At 36.5% G+C, this 21,178-nt stretch carries 18 protein-coding genes; 7 read left to right on the top strand and 11 right to left on the bottom strand.

Annotated features, from left to right (window positions below; all coding sequences use genetic code 11):
- The first annotated feature begins 82 nt into the window (after positions 1 to 82).
- Complete coding sequence (locus DF281_RS03255) at positions 83 to 1,288, top strand: MFS transporter (RefSeq protein WP_109348877.1); 1,206 nt, start codon at positions 83 to 85, stop codon at positions 1,286 to 1,288.
- Between the two features lie 22 nt (positions 1,289 to 1,310).
- Here the strand turns inward: DF281_RS03255 and DF281_RS03250 are convergent, their stop codons facing one another.
- From DF281_RS03250 to putP, 10 genes are all read right to left on the bottom strand, one after another.
- Positions 1,311 to 1,916 (bottom strand): phosphatase PAP2 family protein, encoded by a 606-nt coding sequence (locus DF281_RS03250; RefSeq protein ID WP_109348814.1) that lies wholly within the window; start codon positions 1,914 to 1,916, stop codon positions 1,311 to 1,313.
- Positions 1,917 to 2,044: 128 nt separating this feature from the next.
- Complete coding sequence (locus tag DF281_RS03245; protein WP_109348813.1) at positions 2,045 to 3,028, bottom strand: siderophore ABC transporter substrate-binding protein; 984 nt, start codon at positions 3,026 to 3,028, stop codon at positions 2,045 to 2,047.
- A gap of 14 nt (positions 3,029 to 3,042) precedes the next feature.
- Positions 3,043 to 3,807: an iron ABC transporter ATP-binding protein gene (locus DF281_RS03240; RefSeq protein WP_109348812.1), complete on the bottom strand. Its 765-nt coding sequence runs from the start codon at positions 3,805 to 3,807 to the stop codon at positions 3,043 to 3,045.
- Positions 3,804 to 4,757, bottom strand: coding sequence for an iron chelate uptake ABC transporter family permease subunit (locus DF281_RS03235; RefSeq protein WP_109348811.1), 954 nt, complete (start codon positions 4,755 to 4,757; stop codon positions 3,804 to 3,806). The genes DF281_RS03240 and DF281_RS03235 overlap by 4 nt, the downstream gene beginning before the upstream one ends.
- Positions 4,744 to 5,700: an ABC transporter permease gene (locus DF281_RS03230; protein WP_109348810.1), complete on the bottom strand. Its 957-nt coding sequence runs from the start codon at positions 5,698 to 5,700 to the stop codon at positions 4,744 to 4,746. Before DF281_RS03230 ends, DF281_RS03235 begins: the two co-directional genes overlap by 14 nt.
- A gap of 485 nt (positions 5,701 to 6,185) precedes the next feature.
- On the bottom strand, positions 6,186 to 6,608 hold the full coding sequence (locus DF281_RS03225; protein WP_109348809.1) for a hypothetical protein: 423 nt from the start codon (positions 6,606 to 6,608) through the stop codon (positions 6,186 to 6,188).
- 85 nt (positions 6,609 to 6,693) lie between these two features.
- Positions 6,694 to 8,181: a peptide MFS transporter gene (locus DF281_RS03220; RefSeq protein WP_109348808.1), complete on the bottom strand. Its 1,488-nt coding sequence runs from the start codon at positions 8,179 to 8,181 to the stop codon at positions 6,694 to 6,696.
- A gap of 329 nt (positions 8,182 to 8,510) precedes the next feature.
- Positions 8,511 to 9,776: a GTPase HflX gene (gene hflX, locus DF281_RS03215; protein ID WP_109348807.1), complete on the bottom strand. Its 1,266-nt coding sequence runs from the start codon at positions 9,774 to 9,776 to the stop codon at positions 8,511 to 8,513.
- Positions 9,777 to 10,012: 236 nt separating this feature from the next.
- A complete protein-coding gene (locus tag DF281_RS03210) occupies positions 10,013 to 10,717 on the bottom strand; it encodes a VOC family protein (protein WP_109348806.1) in 705 nt (234 codons plus the stop codon).
- A gap of 71 nt (positions 10,718 to 10,788) precedes the next feature.
- Positions 10,789 to 12,270 (bottom strand): sodium/proline symporter PutP, encoded by a 1,482-nt coding sequence (gene putP / locus DF281_RS03205; RefSeq protein WP_109348805.1) that lies wholly within the window; start codon positions 12,268 to 12,270, stop codon positions 10,789 to 10,791.
- Positions 12,271 to 12,585: 315 nt separating this feature from the next.
- Between putP and nhaC the strand changes: the two genes are divergently transcribed.
- The 5 genes from nhaC (at position 12,586) to DF281_RS03180 (ending at position 19,254) form a co-directional block, all read left to right on the top strand.
- The gene (gene nhaC, locus DF281_RS03200) at positions 12,586 to 13,974 is read left to right on the top strand and encodes a Na+/H+ antiporter NhaC (protein WP_109348804.1); all 1,389 of its coding nucleotides are present in this window, start codon (positions 12,586 to 12,588) and stop codon (positions 13,972 to 13,974) included.
- Between the two features lie 80 nt (positions 13,975 to 14,054).
- Positions 14,055 to 15,215 (top strand): class I SAM-dependent methyltransferase, encoded by a 1,161-nt coding sequence (locus tag DF281_RS03195; RefSeq protein ID WP_109348803.1) that lies wholly within the window; start codon positions 14,055 to 14,057, stop codon positions 15,213 to 15,215.
- A gap of 187 nt (positions 15,216 to 15,402) precedes the next feature.
- Positions 15,403 to 16,275: an iron uptake system protein EfeO gene (gene efeO / locus DF281_RS03190; RefSeq protein ID WP_109348802.1), complete on the top strand. Its 873-nt coding sequence runs from the start codon at positions 15,403 to 15,405 to the stop codon at positions 16,273 to 16,275.
- A 5-nt stretch (positions 16,276 to 16,280) separates the two neighbouring features.
- Complete coding sequence (gene efeB, locus DF281_RS03185) at positions 16,281 to 17,549, top strand: iron uptake transporter deferrochelatase/peroxidase subunit (RefSeq protein ID WP_109348801.1); 1,269 nt, start codon at positions 16,281 to 16,283, stop codon at positions 17,547 to 17,549.
- Positions 17,524 to 19,254 carry an FTR1 family iron permease gene (locus DF281_RS03180; RefSeq protein ID WP_109348800.1) on the top strand — a complete coding sequence of 577 codons (1,731 nt, stop codon included), beginning with the start codon at positions 17,524 to 17,526 and terminating at the stop codon, positions 19,252 to 19,254. The genes efeB and DF281_RS03180 overlap by 26 nt, the downstream gene beginning before the upstream one ends.
- A 35-nt stretch (positions 19,255 to 19,289) precedes the next feature.
- Here DF281_RS03180 and DF281_RS03175 read toward each other — a convergent pair whose 3' ends face one another.
- Positions 19,290 to 20,105 (bottom strand): LysR family transcriptional regulator, encoded by an 816-nt coding sequence (locus DF281_RS03175; protein WP_109348799.1) that lies wholly within the window; start codon positions 20,103 to 20,105, stop codon positions 19,290 to 19,292.
- 116 nt (positions 20,106 to 20,221) lie between these two features.
- On the opposite strand from DF281_RS03175, the gene DF281_RS03170 reads away from it, so the two are divergent.
- Positions 20,222 to 21,169: a TDT family transporter gene (locus tag DF281_RS03170; RefSeq protein WP_166636054.1), complete on the top strand. Its 948-nt coding sequence runs from the start codon at positions 20,222 to 20,224 to the stop codon at positions 21,167 to 21,169.
- Positions 21,170 to 21,178: the final 9 nt, after the last annotated feature.

Here is a 21,178-nt window from a genome sequence, read left to right as displayed (position 1 = left end):
TTTATCGATACAATAAATTGTTTTTATTAATTATACATCACTATACTAGAGTTACAATTACTTTCAATTGGAGGTCCTTCACATCGGTTCTATAAAAAGAGGAACGCGCGCATTTCGGTTCACAACTTTAGCTTTATTTGCGGGTGCATTTAGTACATACGCAAACTTATATATGACTCAACCAGTACTACCTGTTATTTCAGGAACATTTCATGTATCGCCAGCTACTGCTTCCCTTACACTATCACTTACTACTTTGGCATTAGCGGTCTGCATGTTAGTTGTTGGTTCACTTTCCGAAGCATGGGGACGTAAAAACATCATGACTTTCTCCATGGTTGCTGTTGCGATTTTATCGATTGCCATTGCTTTCGCTCCTTCATTCGAATCCCTTTTAACATTGCGCATAATTCAAGGTGTTGTATTTGCCGGGCTACCTGCAATTGCGATGGCGTATTTAGGAGAAGAAATCGAACCATCGAGTTTAGGCATTGCGATGGGGCTTTATATTAGCGGAAATTCCATTGGCGGACTTGCGGGGCGCGTCATAATGGGTTCTGTCAGTGACGTATTCAATTGGCATATCGCCATGTTAACGATTGGTGTATTGAGTTTAATCGTCGCTGTCGCATTCTATTTTTTACTACCTGCTTCGAAAAATTTCAAAGCAGAAAAGCTCGCTTTCAAACCTTTAGTAAATTCTCTATTCTCGCATTTAAAAGATCCTTTTCTATTACTATTATTCGGTATCGGTTTCACACTGATGGGTTCATTCGTCACATTGTATAACTATGTAAGCTTCTTGCTAATAGAGCCTCCATTTAATTTAAGTCAAACGGTTGTCGGCAGTATTTTCATCATCTACTTAGTCGGTACAGTTAGTTCCACTTGGATGGGCAAATTAGCGGATCAGTTTGGCAAATTCCCGATTCTATTCGGGGGTATTTTATTAATGACTTTCGGCGCTACGATTACATTAACGAATAATCTAGCTATCATTTTATTCGGCATCGCCTTATTTACTTTCGGATTTTTCGGCTCACACTCCATTGCGAGTAGCTGGGTTAGTACGCGTGCGACACATGATAAGGCACAAGCATCTTCCCTTTACCTCTTCTTTTATTACACGGGTTCAAGTATAGGTGGAACCTTGGGCGGTGTATTTTGGATGCAAAGTGGCTGGCACGGTGTCATCACTTTAATTCTCGGTTCATTAATCTTTGGGGCCGTATTAACATGGATTTTACACATGAAAGAAAGCAAACAAATAAAAGGTGGAATCGTATAAGTTTTTATACGACTCCACCTCTTTATTTTTGTAGTGATTCGAATGTTCTTTTTCTTCTTTCGTACCAGATGACCGCTACCATAAATACCGCTACGCCAAGCGACCAACCGCTAATGACATCGGAAATATAATGGCGCATGCCAGCAACTCTTGAAAGACCGACGCAAATCGTTAAACCAATCGCGATGAAGTATGCGAACACTTTTTGACCTGTTGAACGGAATTCTGTTAATAAATATGCCAATGTAAGCAAGTACAATGCACCTGTCATCGAATGTCCTGATGGAAAACTATAGCTCGTTAATTGATCTGGGATATCTGGTCGATCACGTTGAATAATTTTCTTCGCGGTCGTATTAATTAAATTCCCACCAGCAATCGTAATCAATGCAAAAATCATCGCTCGAAAATTTTGCGCTTTAAACCAAAGGAATACGAGTAAAATAATCGCCACAATCACGACGAAAATCGGCTCCCCAATATAATGAAACGGCTCTAAAAATGAGTTTCCTCTAAATGTATCAATTCCCAATTGGTCAAATGATTTAACCCAATCGGATTTCAAGTTGAATGCGAATGTTAGAAATATTGCCAGTCCAACAATTCCAATCAAACCTTTCTTTATCATGCCGTCACTTCCTTCTCTACCATGTAAACGATATTCAGTAATACTTGTTTCAATAGCGTACTATATTTGAAAGAATTAAAAAAGCAAGGACTACATATTTATGTAATCCTTGCTCTTATTAGAAATAATTATTTTAAACCTTTTGCTGCGTCATCAACCATTTTAGAAACTGATTCAATACCGCCACCTGCTAAATACCAAGTTGCTGCATCAAGGTAAACGATTTTACCGTTTTTATAAGCATTTGTTTTCTTAATTAATTCGTTTTCTAGATCTTTTTTAACTGAAGTTTTTTCGCCGATTGCTGAATCACGGTCAACTACGAAAAGGATGTCTGGGTTTTGCTCATAAACGTACTCAGATGTAACTGTTTGTCCGTGTGGTACAACTTCGATTTTCTTATCTGATTGAGCGAAGCCGAATACGTCATGGATTAAACCGAAACGAGAGCCTGCACCGAAAGCACCTAGACTACCTTGTGAACCAAGAACGATTAAAGCTTTTTCTTTAGAAGCTGTTGCTTTTTTGTTTAAATCAGCAATTTTCGTATCGATTGCTGCTAATTGAGTTTTTACTTCATCTTCTTTGTTGAAGATTTTACCCGCTAATTCAGTGTTTGCTTTGAAAGATTTCATATAATCTGTAGAATCTACACCTACGAATACTGTTGGAGCGATTTCGTTAAATTCTTTGAATAGTGAGGCTTGACGACCAGAGATGAAGATTACATCTGGGTTTAAAGCTGCTACTGCTTCGAAATCAGGCTCTTTTAAACCACCAAGATTTTTGTATTCAGAACTAGTGTATTTTTTTAAGTAAGCCGGTACTGCATTTTGAGGAATACCTACAACGCGATCTGAAAGACCAAGTGCATCAAGAGTATCTAAGAATCCCATATCGAAAGCTACTACTTTTTTAGCATCTTTTGGTACTTCCACTGTGTTTTTAACTGTTTCTGTTGAGCTACCATCTTTATTTGATACGCCGAAGTTATTTTCTACTTTGATTGTTTCGCCTTTTTTCTCGCCTGATTTTTCGTCCTTGTTAGAACCACAAGCTGCTAAAGCTAATACTAAACACATTAATACTGCTGCGAATGTCCACTTTTTCATTATTAAAAACTCCCTTATTTTGAATTAAAATATACGCAAATTCGACAATTGTCTAATTCCTGAATCGGAATGTCCATGTCGTAAATCTCTCTTAAAGCTTCTGTATTGATGATTTCGTTCGTCGGGCCATCTTTTACGATTCGTCCATCTTTCAATGCAACGATGTGATCTGAATAAACAGATGCAAAGTTAATATCATGAAGTACGATGACAACCGTTTTCCCTAGCTCATCTACAAGCTTACGTAAGATTTTCATAATCTGTACGGAATGTTTCATATCTAAGTTGTTCAATGGTTCATCAAGTAATACATACTCTGTATCTTGCGCGATTACCATTGCGATGAATGCACGTTGACGTTGACCGCCTGACAGTTCATCTAAAAACGAATCTTGCATTTCTACAAGGTTCATATATTCAATTGCTTGATCCACTTTCGCTTCATCTTCAGCCGTTAAACGACCTTTCGAGTAAGGAAAGCGACCAAATGCGACTAATTCACGAATCGTTAAACGAACATTCATGAAGTTGGATTGTTTTAAAATCGAAACTCTTTGTGCAAAGTCATTTGATTTAAACGTTTTTACATCAGATGCATCTAATAATACTTCACCAGAATCGGCATTCATTAATCGACTAACCATTGATAGAAGCGTCGATTTCCCTGCGCCATTCGGTCCAATGAAAGAAGTAATCTTCCCTGGTTGAATATCGACAGTGACCGCATCTACGACTTTTTTCTTGCCAAACACTTTAGATATTTCTTTGACTGAAATCATGATGAACGACTCTCCCTTAATAGTAAGTAAATAAAGTAAATTCCACCGACAAAGTTAATGATGACACTTAATGTAGTTGAGAACGTGAATACGCGTTCTACAATCCATTGACCACCGATTAAAGCAATCATACTGAATAACATTGCACCGGTTACTAAAACCGAGTGTTTATACGTATGGAAGAATTGATATGCTAAGTTCGCAACAATTAATCCGAAGAACGTAATCGGTCCAACAAGTGCAGTAGAAGTTGCAATTAGGATTGCTGATAAGATCAACATTGTTTTAACAACGCCGTCATAATTAACACCTAAGTTGCGGGCATTATCTCGACCAAGTGATAGCACATCTAATTCGCTCATCTTCGTCCAACCGTAAGCGATTGTAACTACTACAATTACTAATGCGATCCAGACAAGGCTGACGTCGACATTGTTGAAACTAGCGAACATTTTATCTTGTACATTCATGAATTCATTCGGATCAATTAATACTTGAAGGAATGTCGTTAAACTTCCTAAAAGTGTACCGACGATAATCCCTACGAGAAGTAGGAAGAAAATCGGCTGACCTTCTTTTCTAAACATGAAGCGATAAAGTATGAGTGCAAATCCAACCATTCCGACTAACGAGATAAAGAAGTTCACTGTCGAGTTAGCTGCTGCAATATGTGCAGAACCTAATGTGAAGATAATCAATGTTTGCAGAAGCATATACATCGAATCAATCCCCATAATACTCGGCGTTAAAATTCGGTTATGTGTAATCGTTTGGAATGTCACTGTTGCATAAGCGATTGCAATACCTGTAATAGCCATTGCTAGCACTTTCATCAGTCTTCTTGGAAGAGCGTAATGATAACTTCCGTTTAAATCTTGAAAAACATATAACAATGTTGCCACTACTACGAGTGCAAGCATTATAAGTAACTTAGTTTTATTGCTTCGCATATGCTCTCCCCCTCATTAATAAGTAAAGGAAGATGGCACTGCCAATCACGCCTACCATCAAGCTGATTGAAATTTCATAGGGATAAATAATTACCCTGCCGAGAATGTCACAGATTAATAGGAAAACTGCCCCCAGCATTGCTGTGTGTGGTAAAGTCTTAGCCAAATTATCTCCTTTATATAAAGAAACAATATTTGGTATGATCAGGCCAACAAAAGGAATAACTCCGACAGTTAGCACAACCGATGTTGAAATAAGCGCTACTAACACTAAACCGAAGTTCACAATACGTTTGTATTTGATCCCTAGGTTTTTAGCGAAGTCCTCACCCATACCTGCAACCGTAAAACGATTTGCATAAAAGTATGCGATGATTAGGATTGGAACACTTATGTACAATAATTCATAACGACCTTTTAAGATTGTTGAGAAGTCGCCTTGCAGCCATGTAGATAAGTTTTGAATGATGTCCATTTTATATGCGAAGAATGTCGTGATTGAGTTCAAGATGTTACCAAACATCATACCGATTAACGGAATGAAAATGGCATCTTTGAATTTAATACGATTTAAAATTTGCATGAACAGGAATGTACCTGCTAAAGCAAAAATAAATGCTACTACCATTCTTTCAAGCATTGTCGCATTGACGAAGATCATCATCGAAACAAGAATACCTAATTTCGTCGCATCAAGCGTACCTGCAGTAGTAGGTGATACGAATTTGTTTCGACTTAAGCTCTGCATAATTAAACCCGCTATACTCATACCAACTCCAGCGAGAATAATCGCTATAAGTCTAGGTACTCGACTAATTAAGAAGATTTGTGTCTTCTCTGAATTGAAGTCTAGTAAATCTACTGGTGATATGCGGCTAACTCCCACGAATAATGAAAGAACCGATAACAATATAAGCGCTATAAATAGATATCTTTTCTTCATCATAAATCCCCAATGCCGTCATAGATTTGAGTAAATTAGTAATTGATAACCAATATCATTTACTCACAATTTCCATTATAGCACGCACAAATAGCATTTCAAGGTTAAATGACAATGATTATCATTTATCGGACTTCTTTACTACGTGTAAAATTCATAATTTCTTACTTTAAACGTTGATATATCGGTATTTATTTATTTTTCCTTTTAAATCGTTTTTACTTAAAAAAATTTATTCTCTCAGTCGGAGGTGTAAAGAAGTTCATGTTTGTAACATATAGAAATAACGAAGGCTTTCCGCCGACAAGTGGCGCACTATTTATTGCCACTGTGAGTTGCAATAAAGGATTGCTTCTCACTTGTTTTTCGGCAGGAGTCCTCGTTATTTCGTTCATTCACGACAACATTTGATTCAAAACCAAAATCTCTTTTCTTCTATTTAAATGCAAAATAAGTCAGATGTGTTCACCTGACTTATTAAACAACTACTTATTTTTTTCAACAATGTGAAGAAGCTTTTCAAATTCATTTGATTCCGTCACTTTATAAAGATCGTCGTGCGTTTGTGTCGGGATTTTAATGTAACCTTGATCATAAAGAAAGATTTGGAATGAGCCACCGCCACCTGATGCTATTAAGATGGAATAATCCTTCAACCCTTCTACATGTTTCTTCTTCACATTCATCTTTTGTAGTAATTGCAAAATCTCTTTTGAATCATCCACACTTACTTCGGAAATATTGTCGGATTTTGAAATTTGCGCATTCACTTTTACTTTAGAAAAATCTACTTCACTTAATAAATCATGCGCCAATGATTTCTCCTTACTTCCTATTAAATAGAATGCAGCACCTAAAATAACAATGAGTGCTACGATACTGCTTATAACCATCGATTTTTTCTTCATTCCCATCCCCCTTTTACATTATTATACAATTTTTCCCACAAAAAAGAGAGAATCACTTTAAAAGTGATTCCCTCTATTAATTTTATTATTTAATCGTACCCATTTTTCTAGAAATCCATGGGCTAATTAAGATCATGATGAAGAATAATACAACTGCTGCTCCTCCAAGGTAACCGAAGTATTGAATTTCAGTTACTTTGTCGAATACTTTCGCAAATTGCGCATTCAATGCTTGTGCTGCAGTACTTGTTAAGAACCATAGTGACATTGTTTGTGCTGCGAATGCTTCTGGTGCAAGTTTTGTCGTTGCTGAAAGTCCTACTGGTGACATTAATAATTCACCGAATACAACTAACAGGAATGAACCAATCAACCAGAAAGGACTAACCAATGATTGACCATCTGATAATACTGCTGGAATGATCATTAGTAAGAATGATAGACCTGCGAATAATAATGAGAATGAGAATTTAATTGGTGTTGATGGTTGACGATCGCCCAATTTCAACCATAATGCAGCGAAAATCGGTGCAAAGATGATGATGAATAATGGGTTTAAAGATTGGAACCAAGCTGCTGGAATGTTATATGAACCAACTGATAAATCAGTACGACTCTCAGCATAACGCGCTAAAATTGTTGAACCTTGTTCTTGGATTACCCAGAACATTACCCCTGTAATGAACAGTGGAATATAAGCTAATAAGTGTGAACGTTCTTCTGATTTTGTCTTCTTAGATGTGAACATCCAAATGAATACGATAATTGGTGCTAATAGACCAACAACTGTGAAGAAGTTTACGACATTACCAATTGTAACCCAACCTTGTGAAGCTGCTGCTGCAACAAGAATCGCAATTATGACTAAAGCAATTAAGCCTTTTTTCAAGATGTTTGAGCGTTCTTCTGCTTTTAATGGGTTTGTAGGTTTAACACCTGCAAGACCTAAGTTTTTCTTCTCAGTTAATTTGTACATTACTAAACCGACTGCCATACCGAATGCAGCGATCCCGAAACCTGCGTGATAGTTATAGTTCTTTTGAACAGCACCTACCACTAATGGTGCAATGAATGAACCTAAGTTGATCCCCATGTAGAAAATACTGAAACCTGCATCACGACGATTATCTTCTGGTGCATAAATATCACCAACAACTGATGATACGTTTGGTTTAAGTAACCCTGTACCTAGAATGATGAATACCATTGATACGAATAGCATTGTTATGCCACCTGGTAATGCTAAGCATAGGTGACCGGTCATGATTAGAATACCACCCCAGAAAATCGTGCGGCGTGTACCTAATAGTCGGTCGGCTACCCAACCACCAATAATACCTGACATATAAACTAATGAACCGTAAATCGACATGATTGATGTTGCAGTAGTCTTATCAAGTCCTAGACCACCATTTGATACAGTATCATACATGAAGTAAAGCAAGATCGCTCTCATACCGTAGTAAGAGAAACGCTCCCAGAACTCTGTGAAGAATAGGCTGAATAAACCTTTAGGGTGTCCGAAGAAGCCCTTCTGGGGCACTGATTTAACAATTTCTTCTTTTGTTGCCATATTAACTCCCACTTTCAATTTCTTAAATAGTCAAAAAATTTTATTTGCATACCTTTTTTTAAAAAAGAGTATGTCCATTATATACACACAATTTCATTATGTCAAAAATTAGAAAATAGTAAATTTTCTGAAATTAATACTTAAATATTTTTAATGAAAACGCAACCATTATTGATATACATAGACTCAATAAAGTAATTTAAGTCTTATAATTATTGGGTTTTTCTTTTTGGAAATCTATAGTGTCCTCCTTAAAAATACATACCAGACAAAATAAAAAAGAAGCATTCTATAACATACCCTGCAATAGAATACTTCTAACATAATTTTTAAACGATAAATTCTTCGATTTTTTGTTTATGCTCAAGCTTCACTTCTGCTCTCACATATGTGCCTTCTTCTTCATATTTCGTCTCTTTAATCGCTGCTTTTTCATTTAAAAATGAAACTAAATCGCCGCGCTCATAAGGAATGCACATTTCTAATAACTCATAATCATCGAATACTTCTTTTTTGATCATTTCAAGTAATTCATCTAGACCTGCACCCTCTTTTGCGGAAATCCAAATGCTATTATTATTCACATGTGGATACGGGGCGTCTGCTCGGTCTGATTTATTGTATACATATATAGTAGGAACTTCTTTCACACCGACGTCTTGTAACGTTTTATTCGTTACTTCCATCATATAATCGCGATCTTCATTTGAAGCGTCTACAACATGAAGTAATAAATCTGCATCTCGCGCTTCTTCCAATGTAGAGCGGAATGCCTTCACAAGATGGTGAGGTAGTTTACTAACAAATCCAACTGTATCTGTTAATAGGAAGTTTTTATTATCTTCAAGGTCAATCTGTCTTACAGATGTTTCAAGCGTCGCGAATAACATATCTTTTTCAAAAACCTGTTTATGCTCCTCGTCACTTGTCTTCGCCAATAATTGATTCATGATTGTCGATTTACCAGCATTCGTATAACCAACTAATGATACGACCGGCACACTGTTTTTACGACGTTGTTTACGCTGTGTCTCACGTTGATCTTTAATCGCTTCTAAATCGCGACGAATTTTCGTAATTTGTTCTTCGATTTTACGACGATCTAATTCTAGTTTCGTCTCACCAGCACCACGGTTGGCAAAACCGCCGCCCGTGCCACCACCTTGACGTGATAATGAATTATACATACCGACAAGTCTCGGTAACATATATTGCAGCTGCGCAATCTCCACTTGCATTTGTGCTTCCTTCGTTTTAGCTCTTCTTGCGAAAATATCTAAAATTAACATCGTGCGGTCAATAATTTTACAATCTAAACCTTCTTCTAAATTACGAATTTGAGCAGGTGATAATTCCGCATCAAAAATGACTAAATTTGCATCCATTGCTGCATATAGATTTTTCACTTCTTCTGTTTTACCAGTTCCTATATAATGTGACGCTGTTACGCGGTCTAGATTTTGCGTAATCGTACCAACAACTTCTACATTTAACGCTTCTGCTAAATTTCCTAATTCTTCAATTGAATAGTCAAAATGAGGGTCATGTTTTACATTTACCCCTACTAATATTGCTTTTTCTAATAATTCGTCCAAAATACTTCCTCCTTTAATTCACCATTCGACAAAAGACATCCCTAAAAATTCCATAGAAAAAAGGACAGAGCAAACATAGGTCTACTCTCTCCTTTATAAAAAATGGCTCTCAAAATAATAGAAGACGTATTCCGCCGTTAATGATGGGTTATTTAATTTTTTCATCATTGTGTCGAATACGAATAATCATTTCGAAAGCCCCCCGTCCTATTAATTAAGGTAATCCTATCATATCGCTACTCAATTGTCCAAGACTTCACTACTTCCACCGTTTGTAGACGTTCTTTCTCATCATTCGATTCGATAAATTCGAACTTCGTATTCGAAAGCTTCAACTGATTGTCTTTGAAAGGTAGTGATAGTAATCTTGACCATTGCGTTAGCTTCTTCTCCACATCATGTACGTGGAATTTACATTTATTAATTGTTAGTTCTTCATTTGCTTCTTTCACAGCACCACTTTCACGTAAAGCGCTATAACGTTCTTCCGTATCCTTCTCCCATTCAATGAAAAAAGGATAAGGCAAACTTTCATCTACTTTTTGATCGATGAATAACATCTTCCAACGAATAACTTCACCATCCGCCGTCTTTCGTTCAGACGGTAATACGCCACTCGTTTTGTAGCCCATTTTTGAAAAATACTTATCCATTTGCTCCAAGTTGTCAGAACGTAAACAAATAGAAGCAAATCCATCGCGATCGTCCACATCATAAAGTAATTGTTTAATTAATGGATGATTCGTATGTCTCGCTTTTTCTAAATCTTCTATTGAAAGCCATTCAATATAACTCGACTTTGTATAAAATAATGCATTATGCGTTCCCCATTGCAAATGCTGTCCACCAATTACTGGATGAACTTTTTCAATTTCGACTTTCTCCACTACTTCTTCTGGACTTCTTTTTGTGAAATAAACAACATGATCTAATTCAAACATTTATGCCACCCCTTATTTGTGAAAAAGCCTGTAGCTCTATTAAAGTCTACAGGCCGTTATAGGTTATTACCCTATTTTTCTCTTTCTAGTGTTTCCAATGTTTCATCATACTCTTTTTCAATTTCAGCATTAAATTTATACGTAATTAAACTTACGACAATCGCTACTATTAGGCCTGTCGCAAATCCTGGTACGATTTCATAAAGTGCATCGTGGAGTGTTTTCACAGAACCCCATACGTAAGCTACAATTGCACCAGATGCCATCCCCGCTAATGCGCCCCAGTTCGTTAACTTTTTCCAATATAATGACAGAAGAATAACTGGACCAAATGCAGAACCAAAACCAGCCCATGCGAATGCTACTAATGTAAGAATTGTACTGTTTTGATTCCAAGCTACCCATAATGCGAATAATGATACGGCTAATACCGCTAATCTTCCCATTAATACATAGTGCTTGTCTGAAGCATTTTTATTAAATACTGATTTATAAATATCTTCAACTAGTGCAGATGAAGTAACGATTAATTGTGAAGAAATCGTACTCATAACCGCAGCTAAAATTGCAGCTAACATAATACCCGCTACTAAAGGATGGAATAAAATCTGACCTAAAGAGATGAATACGGTTTCAGGATTCTTTAGTTCTAACCCTTGTTGCTGATAATAAGCTACCCCTACTAATGCTGTACAAACTGCACCAAATAAACTTAAGAACATCCAACCGATTCCGATACGACGAGCTGATTTGGTCTCTTTCACGCTACTAATCGCCATGAAACGTACGATAATATGTGGCTGACCGAAGTAACCTAATCCCCATGCAAGTGAAGATACAACACCCGCTACTGTCGCTGTTGCGAAGAAGCTTAAGTGGTCTGGGTTTACTTCTTTGATTGATTCAACTGTCTCACCAATTCCGCCAGTTAAGAATAATCCTGCGATTGGCACAACAAGTAATGCTAAGAACATGATCAACCCTTGTAAAAAATCTGTATAACTTACGGCTAAGAATCCACCGAATAATGTATATGCTACAACTACTGCTGTAACGATTAATAAACCTGTATGATAGCTATAACCAAATGAACTTTCAAAGAATACGCCACCAGATACCATCCCTGATGAAACATAGAAAGTAAAGAATACTAAAATAATAATTCCAGATACAATTCGTAGTAGTTTTGAGTTATCTTTTAGACGACTGTCTAAATAACTTGGAATTGTAATTGAATTGCTTGAAATTTGTGTGTACACACGTAATCTTGGTGCTACTAAACGCCAGTTAAAGTAAGCCCCTAGTGTTAAACCTACTGCGATCCAACCTTCTACTAAACCTGAAGCGAATACAGCTCCTGGTAACCCCATTAATAACCATCCAGACATATCTGCAGCACCAGCACTTAATGCGGTAACAGCAGGTCCTAAAGAACGGCCACCTAACATATAATCTGTTAAATTAGATGTTTTTCTAAATGCATACCAGCCGATTGCCAGCATAGCAATCATATAAATAATGATCGCGATTAATTGATACGTATTTTCCGACATTTCTCTTCCCCCTTATCTTCTCTATTCACTGAATTTTACAATAACTAATCCTGTGATGACACCTATCCAAACCTTTATTGCAGTATATAAAAAATACTTTTATGGGTTAAATTGGTACGTAAAGAATAACATAGAATGACTTAAAATGCATGACTTCTTTTTACTTTTTTCTCGAAAAATAAACTATTTACTATTTTCCTCATACAATTTAGTTAATAACTATTGACTAACTAGCATAATGTCGTTAGTATTTAGGTAACTTCAATGCGTTGAAGCAAAAAAGTATTTAGCACACTAATTTAACGGAGGTACATTATGTTTAGAATTCAAGCGAAAATCGCTCCTTCTATTATAGAAGCTCTATTTATGATTGTTTTAATCATCGCAACAATGAGCTTAATGATTATGAAATTTGATGCTCCACCACATATACCAATCCTTTTCTCCATCTTAATCTTATTATTTTATGGACTTATAAAAAAAGTAAGTTTTAAAGATTTAGAAACCGGGATGATGGAAGGCTCAAAAGCTGGACTTGGAGCAATCTTCATTTTCTTCTTCATCGGTATTTTAATTAGTGCATTAATGATGGGTGGTACAATCCCCACATTAATCTACTATGGTTTTGAAACAATTACACCTCATTATTTCTTTGCGGTTGTGTTTTTAATCGCGTCACTTGTAGGTGTTGCGGTTGGTAGTTCACTTACGACTACAGCTACAGTCGGCGTTGCCTTCATCGGAATGGCTTCTGCGATGGATATTTCATTAGCGATTACAGCTGGTGCAATTGTATCCGGTGCATTCTTCGGTGATAAAATGTCACCATTATCAGATACGACGAATTTATCTTCATCCATTATGCAAGTCGATTTATTCGATCATATTAAAAATATGTCTTGGACAACAATTCCAGCGCTTGTCATCTCAACAATTCTGTTCGCCATCTTGTCTCCAAGCAAAGAATTAAAGCAAACAGATGCAATCGAAACATTCCAAACAGCATTAAATAGCACTGGTTTAATCCATTGGTACTCATTAATTCCACTTCTACTATTAGTAGTTATGGCGATTAAAAAAGTACCTGCAATTCCTACTTTAGCAATTACTTCATTCGTAGCAGTCGCAATTGGATTAATGATTCATAGTTACGCTTTCGCTGATGTTGTAAAAATCTTATTTGAAGGATTCGTCTCAACTACTGGCGTTGTAGATATCGACAAATTACTAACACGTGGAGGCCTTGCTAGTATGTTCCCGACAATCGTACTTGTTCTTCTAGCATTATCAATGGGCGGCTTACTATTCACTCTTGGGATCGTACAAGCGATTTTATTGAAAGTTGAACATATTTTCCGTAGCACAGGTTCTGTTATTACAGGTGCTGCCGGTACAGCGATCGGTATTAACACTTTAATCGGTGAGCAATACTTATCGATTTTATTAACTAGTGAAGCTTTCCAAGATCAATTCAAAAAAGTCGGGCTTCATAATAAAAACTTAGCTCGCGTTGTAGAGGATGCCGGTACAGTCGTAAACCCACTCGTACCTTGGAGCGTATGTGGTATTTTCATCACAACTGTTCTTGCGGTTCCTACTACTGAATACTTCATGTTTGCTTTCTTCTGTTTATTATCGCCAATCTTGACGATTTTATTCGGCTGGACAGGCAAAACATTAACTTACTTACAACCTAAAAAATAACGGTTCGCCGCTCACTCCTTCATTTCTAAAATGTGATAAACTAACTCTAGTTTAAAACGTGAAAATGAAGGAGTTTTTTTATGGAATATCAAGAAATGTTAGACCAGATAACGGAGCGACTTTTAGATCGCCAACTAATCCAAGCAACAATTAGTCAACCTCGTATGAAATCAAATGACTTAAAAAGAATAAAACTAAAACCAATCGAATTAAAAGGTGCATATCATATTCAAGTGGAATACCAATTTGAACGTATTTTAAAACACGAAAACATTCCGCTAGAAAATATTGCTGAAAAACTAGCGACATTCTTCGAAGACTTCCGTCAATTACAAGGTGATTTCTCGACAGAATCAATTCAAATCCAATTATCTAAAAAGAATAAAGTTCTTTTTAAATCAACTAAAAATGCAGCAGTCAAAACAGCGAACTTATCGCATAATCGTAAAAAACAATATTTACTAGATCCCGACGTTGCGCATCCATTCCTAATCCGCTTAGGTGTTCAAAGCGAAGATGGTAAAGTGAAAAAACAAAAGTACGATAAATTTAAACAAATAAATCGTTTCATCGAATTCATTGATGACTCATTAGACTATTTACCAAAAGACCGTACAATCCGTATTCTCGACTTCGGTTCAGGTAAATCATACTTAACTTTTGCGTTATATCATTATTTAAAAGTAATGAAAGGCTTAGATATTCGTGTCACTGGCCTTGATTTGAAAAAAGAAGTCATCGAACATTGCGCCCAAATTGCGAAAGATTTGAATTATGATCAACTTGAATTTTTAGTCGGTGACATTAATGATTACAACGAAGAATCAGCTGTAGATATGGTCGTAACACTACACGCATGTGACGTCGCTACAGACATGGCTCTCTCTCGTGCAGTGAAATGGAATGCACAAGTTATTTTAAGCGTTCCTTGTTGCCAACATGAGCTGAATCGACAACTGGAAGCTTCACTATTGGACATCATGCTTCAACATGGTTTAGTAAAAGAACGATTCGCTGCACTTGCAACAGATTCAATTCGCGCGGAAATTCTCCAACTTGTCGGATATGATGCACAGTTATTAGAATTCATCGACATGGAAAATACACCGAAAAACATATTAATTCGAGCTTACAAAACAGGAAAACAACCTTCTCCAGAACAGAAAGACCGTTATCATGCTTTCACGCAATTTTTAAATGCGAAACCATTTTTAGAAAATGAATTAAAGGAATACTTATAATAGGAAAGAGTCATACAATTGTCGACATCCAAACTCTATTTTTACCGATTTATTCGTGATACACTTTGTAAGAAACCTGAATAAAACTGTAAAAAAATATGCGATTTCGACATCTCCTATTGACCTTTCAATTGATAATGATTATCATTACAAGTATCAACTAACCTTTTCAGAAAGAAGGATCATAATGAAATCAAAATCAATCTTAGCAGCTATTCTATTAGCTGGTTCAGTATTAACAGCAGCTTGCGGTAATTCAGATGAGTCTAAAAAAGAAGACACGACTCCAAAATCGGAGCAAACTTCTAAAAAAGATGAAGTGAAATTAGAGAAAGAAGTTGCAGCTTACAAAGAATTCGCAATGGATCAACTTGATCAATTCACTACAGAAACTGAAGCATTCGTAACTGCTTTTAAAGCTGGGGATATGGAAAAAGCAAAAGAAATCTATCCTAAAGCTCGTATGTTCTTTGAACGCTCTGAACCAATCGCTGAAAGCTTTGGCGACCTAGACCCTCGTATTGATGCTCGTTTAGCAGATGTTAAAGACGAAGGTAAAGGTGAAGAAGAATGGTCTGGTTATCATAAACTTGAGTATGCACTTTGGGTGAAGAAAACTACTAAAGGCTACGAAAAAGTGGCAGATCAACTTCTTGCTGATTCAAAAGAGTTACGTGCGCGTGTAGAAACAGTTGAAGTAAATCCTAAGTTAATGTTAAACGGCGCTGTCGATTTACTTAACGAAGTATCAACTTCTAAAATTTCAGGAGAAGAAGAAATATATTCTCATACTGACCTATATGATTTCAAAGCCAATATTGAAGGTGCAGAAAAAATCTTTACGATTCTAGAAGATTCTATTAAAGAAAAAGATCCCGCATTAGCAAAAGATCTTACTGAGAAATTCAAAAATGTAAATGATTTATTAGCAAAATACGAAACGAAAGATGGCGGTTATGTATCTTATACTAAACTGACAAAAGCTGATACAAAAGCTCTATCTGAAGCCGTAAATCAACTTGGCACACCATTAGCTCAAATGGGAACAATCATGGAGTGATTTAGATGACCGAAGAAAAGAAAAATGGCGTAATGGACAAAAAAGTCTCACGTCGTAACATGCTCAAAATGACAGGAATTGGCGCCGCTGGTATAGCTATCGGCGCTTCTGGCATGGGCGGAATCTTATCAACTTTTGGTAAAGATTTCGTTGCTGAAGATGACGATTCTACAGCAAAAAATAAAGTTAATTTCTATGGCAAAAATCAGCCTGGGATTACAACTCCTGCGCAATCAAATATTTACTTTGCCTCATTAACTGTACTAGTCAAAACGAAAGAGGAACTTCAAAAGCTTTTTAAAGATTGGACACCAGCCGCTGTAAAATTAATGAATGGTGAGAAAATCGCCGCTCAAACAAATGACATGGTGCCTCCTCCAGATACAGGTGAAGCAAAAGGTATGGACGCTCAAAACTTAACTTTAACTTTTGGTGTAGGACCTTCTCTTTTCAAAAAATTTGATTTCGGTGATAAAAAACCAGCTGAATTAAAAAATCTCCCACACTTCCCTAAAGATCAAATTGAGGAAAATTATTCTCATGGGGATATTTGTATTCAAGCATGTGCGGATGATGCGCAAGTTGCTTTCCATGCGATTCGCAATTTAGTTCGGATCGCTTCAGGCAGAGTCACAATGAAATGGTCACAAGCAGGATTCAATGCTGTACCAATGACGGATGGGAAACCTGGTACACCACGTAACTTATTCGCATTCAAAGACGGCACTGAAAACCCTCGTGGTCAAGCAGATGCAGATAAAGTTGTTTTCGCTCAATCTAGCGAGACGAAATCTTGGCTAGTTGGCGGTTCTTATTTAATCGCTCGTCGTATCCAAATGCATTTAGAAACTTGGGATCGTACTGCTCTTGATGAACAAGAAGCTACTTTTGGTCGTCATCGTGATAGTGGAGCGCCAATCGGAAAAACTGGCGAATTCGACGCAATGGAAATCGATCGTAAAGATGAAAAAGGCGAGCTAGTCGTGCCTGACACTTCACACGTATTTTTAGCGAAATCCGTTAAATCTCGTTTATTACGTCGTTCATTCTCATATGCCTCAGGTGTCATTGATTCAACTGGCGCACATGATGCAGGGTTATTATTCATCTCATTCCAAAAAGATCCGAAACAATTTATCGAAATTCAAAATAGCTTAGGTCGCATGGACAAAATGAACGAATACATCACTCATAGAGGTAGCGCAGTATTTGCTTGCTTCCCGGGTGTAAAAAAAGGAAGTTTTATAGGTGAAGCATTATTTAGCACGCTTTAGTTCTCTATTATTAATTGTCTCACTTGTTTTAATGACAGTAGCTCGTCCTGTATCAGCCGCACCCGCTAATGATTACAGCCACTTCTACATCTCAATCAGTGATGCAATTATGAATTCCAAAAAAGATGATCAAAATAAAGTAGACGAAGCTGTATTTACTTTCAAAAAAGATTGGCAAGATTCTAAACGTAAAAGTACACCTGCAGTTGATGCGGTCAATGATGCTTTAACGAATGTGGAAGAAGCCAGAGGTCACGACAGTCGTCTAAGCGCTCTTACAGAACTTTCAAAATCTATTTCTAATTTAGAAAAAGATGAAAATCCTGTTGATGAGAAAGCGGAACGAGCTGCCTTTTTAAAAACGATGACACCTGGTTTAAATAAACTAGAAGCTGGCCTTAAAATGAAGGATTCTGAAAAAGCATTAGAAGCTTATACTGAATTCAACCGTTTTTGGACTTTAAACGAAAAACCAATCCGTAAATTTGATATGGGCGCTTACGGTCATATCGAAGTTCAAATGTCATTTTTACGAATGGAACTTGCGAATGACAAACCGAATTTCAACACATTAGATGATACGTTCAAAACACTTAAACAAGGTGTTGTAGACTTCTCAAATGGGAAGGAAGTTGGAACTGTCAAAAAAGGCTATTCTCTTGATTCATTAATCGAATTAATTGATGAAGCGAACCAAAATATCGATGATGAAAAATATGCAGATGCTTCTGCAAACATTAAAAAATTCATTACGATTTGGCCAAACGTTGAGAGTGATATTAGTACAAAGAACGCTTCACTTTACTCAAGTATCGAAGGAAATATGCCCGTTATTGCAAGTGATTTAATGAAGGATTCAGTTAAAGTTGAAGCCATTCAAAAACAATTGAAAGACTTTAAACAACAGATTCAATTAGTACAAGGTGATCAAAACTATACGATGTGGGATGCTGCACTGATCCTATTACGTGAAGGTCTTGAAGCATTATTAATCATCCTTGCATTAGTTGCTTTCCTTAAAAAATCTGAACAAGAACATATGGCGAAGTGGATTTATATCGGAGCTGGTGTAGGTATTGGTTTAAGTGCAATTGCTGCGATTCTTATGTCGACATTCTTCAACTCAGATACAGTCGCTTCAAGCCGTGAAATGATTGAAGGTTACATCGGTCTAGCCGCTGCTGCTATGATGATCGGTGTCGGTATTTGGATGCATAGTAAATCAAGCGTCAAATCTTGGAATGCTTACATCTCAAAACAAATGAACCACGCTATGTCGAAACAATCGGTTTGGGCAATGGCTGCCATCAGTTTCCTATCTGTTTTCAGAGAAGGTGCTGAAACACTCATCTTCTATGCAGGAATCGCGCCTAAAATGTCGACAAGTCAGTTTGCATTAGGGATTGCCATCGCTGTTGTCATTCTAGCAGTTGTCGCATTTGTCTTATTAAAAGTAAGTGATAAAATCCCTGTACATCGCTTCTTCGCAGTTGCGACTGTCTTAATTTATGTCCTTGCCTTTAAAATTATCGGTGTGAGTATCCACACATTACAATTAACAGATCGCATGAGTACGAGCGTAATATCTGGTTTACCAGTTTATCCACAGATTGGTTTCTATCCAACTTGGGAAACGATTGCTGGTCAATTCATTTTATTACTTCTTGTCGTTGGAACGATCTTATTCAAACGTAAAAATAAATAACCAAAAGGACTTCAGTGCTGCTGAAGTCCTTTTGGTTATTCTAAAGAAAACTGTTCTTCAATATATTTATTCAATCGATTAATCTCGCTATTGTCCGGATGCTTTCTCGTCACACAGTAGAAATATCTACGATAACCTAGTTCTACATCATAATCCAATGCATCACCGAGTGATTCCCTCGATAAAATCGTCTTCCCAATCCCTGCTCTTAATAATTCGACAATGACCGTATTTGAATTCACTTTTAAGATCGGCAGATGAATATTCTGTTCTTCGATGAAGCGCTTATTATAATAGTAAATGCCTGATTCTTCTTCACGCATTAACCATTGCTTCGCATCATCAGCACCAGCTAACACAAGATGATCTTCGAAAATAGCAAAGCGGTTGAATGAGTCATGAACGAGTGGTTTTTCGATAAAACCAATATCCGCTTCATGTTGATCCATTAACTCCACTACTTCATCCGAATTCACCTGTTTGATTTCAAAAATAATCGTTGGAAAGCAAGATTGAATTTGCTCGAAAATTTTTGGTAGAAAATTTGTTGCACAAGTATTCGAGCAAGCGATGACACATTTCTCCCCTTTTACTTTCACATGTTGCAACTGCTCCAACATAAAATCCCATTCATCTTGCAAAGTTAAAAGTTGGCTATATAAGAAATCTGCTTCTTCTGTTGGCACGACTTGTTTCGGCCCTTGTCTAACAAATAAAGTGATTTTCAATTGCTCCTCCAATTTCTTCAATTGGACGGAAACAGTCGGTTGAGAGATGAATAATTGATTCGCAACTTCAGAAAAATTTCGTATATTATATGCTTTCATAAATATTTCAAACCGTTGAAACATATAGCTCGCCTCCGTATTATTATATTTCGTAATAGTAATGATACTAATGATTTATTTTTATTATAATAGATTTCATTTTATAATAACATTATCAAATAAGAAAAGAGATGGTCATAATGACATTCATTAAAAAAATTCCTATTCCAATGGCCGGCTTAATTTTAGCAATCGTTTCTCTTGGTAACTTTATGATTCATGAAAATCTAAATAATTTTGGAGCTGTACTTGTCTGGGGTGGTATTTTCCTTATCATTCTATTATCAATCCGAGTAATTACCGATTTTGAAGCAATTAAAAATGACTTTAAAAACCCGATGATTGCTTCCGTTTCCCCAACATTTACAATGTCACTTTTCGGCATCGCCGCTTATTTACACCACTTCGAATCACTTGTTACTTTTTCAACGATTCTGTGGTATTTAGCGATTGCCCTACATTTAGCCTTTATGGGTTATTTCACTTATCAATTCGTAATTAAACGTGATCTAACAATTCAAAGCTTATACCCAAGCTGGTTCATCACATATATTGGCATTGGTGTTATCGCTTTTACATCACCAAACTTCAATCTATTCGTCGGAAAAGTATTTTTAGTGCTATGTATTATTAACTACTTTGTGCTTGTACCACTTATGTTATATCGCGTATTCCGTACAAAATATGATGAACAACCTACACTACCTTTATTAACGATTTTAACTGCTCCAACATCTTTATTCCTTGCAGGATTCTTATCAATTGCTGCAAATCCAAATCACGGTTTTATTGTAGTTGTATTAATCATAAGCCAATTGCTTTATTTAATCGCTTTATATTTCTTGAAAAATATCGTGAGCTTATCATTCTACCCAAGTTTTGCGGCCTTTACTTTCCCATTAGTAATTACTGCGATTGCTGCGAGCTTAGCGAATGATTTATTAAATATTCCGTACTTTAATATTATTGTAGATGTTGAAGTATTCATCTCAATGGCGGTTACTTCATTCGTATTCATCCGTTATATGATGTTCTTAACAAACACTACTCTTGCTCAGAAAAGTGCGGCTCTGCAACAAAGTAAATAGTTTTTCAAA

Origin of the sequence: Kurthia zopfii, assembly GCF_003143955.1 — a bacterium.
GTDB classification, from domain to species: domain Bacteria; phylum Bacillota; class Bacilli; order Bacillales_A; family Planococcaceae; genus Kurthia; species Kurthia zopfii.
This window is presented reverse-complemented; position numbering and strand designations above follow the sequence as displayed.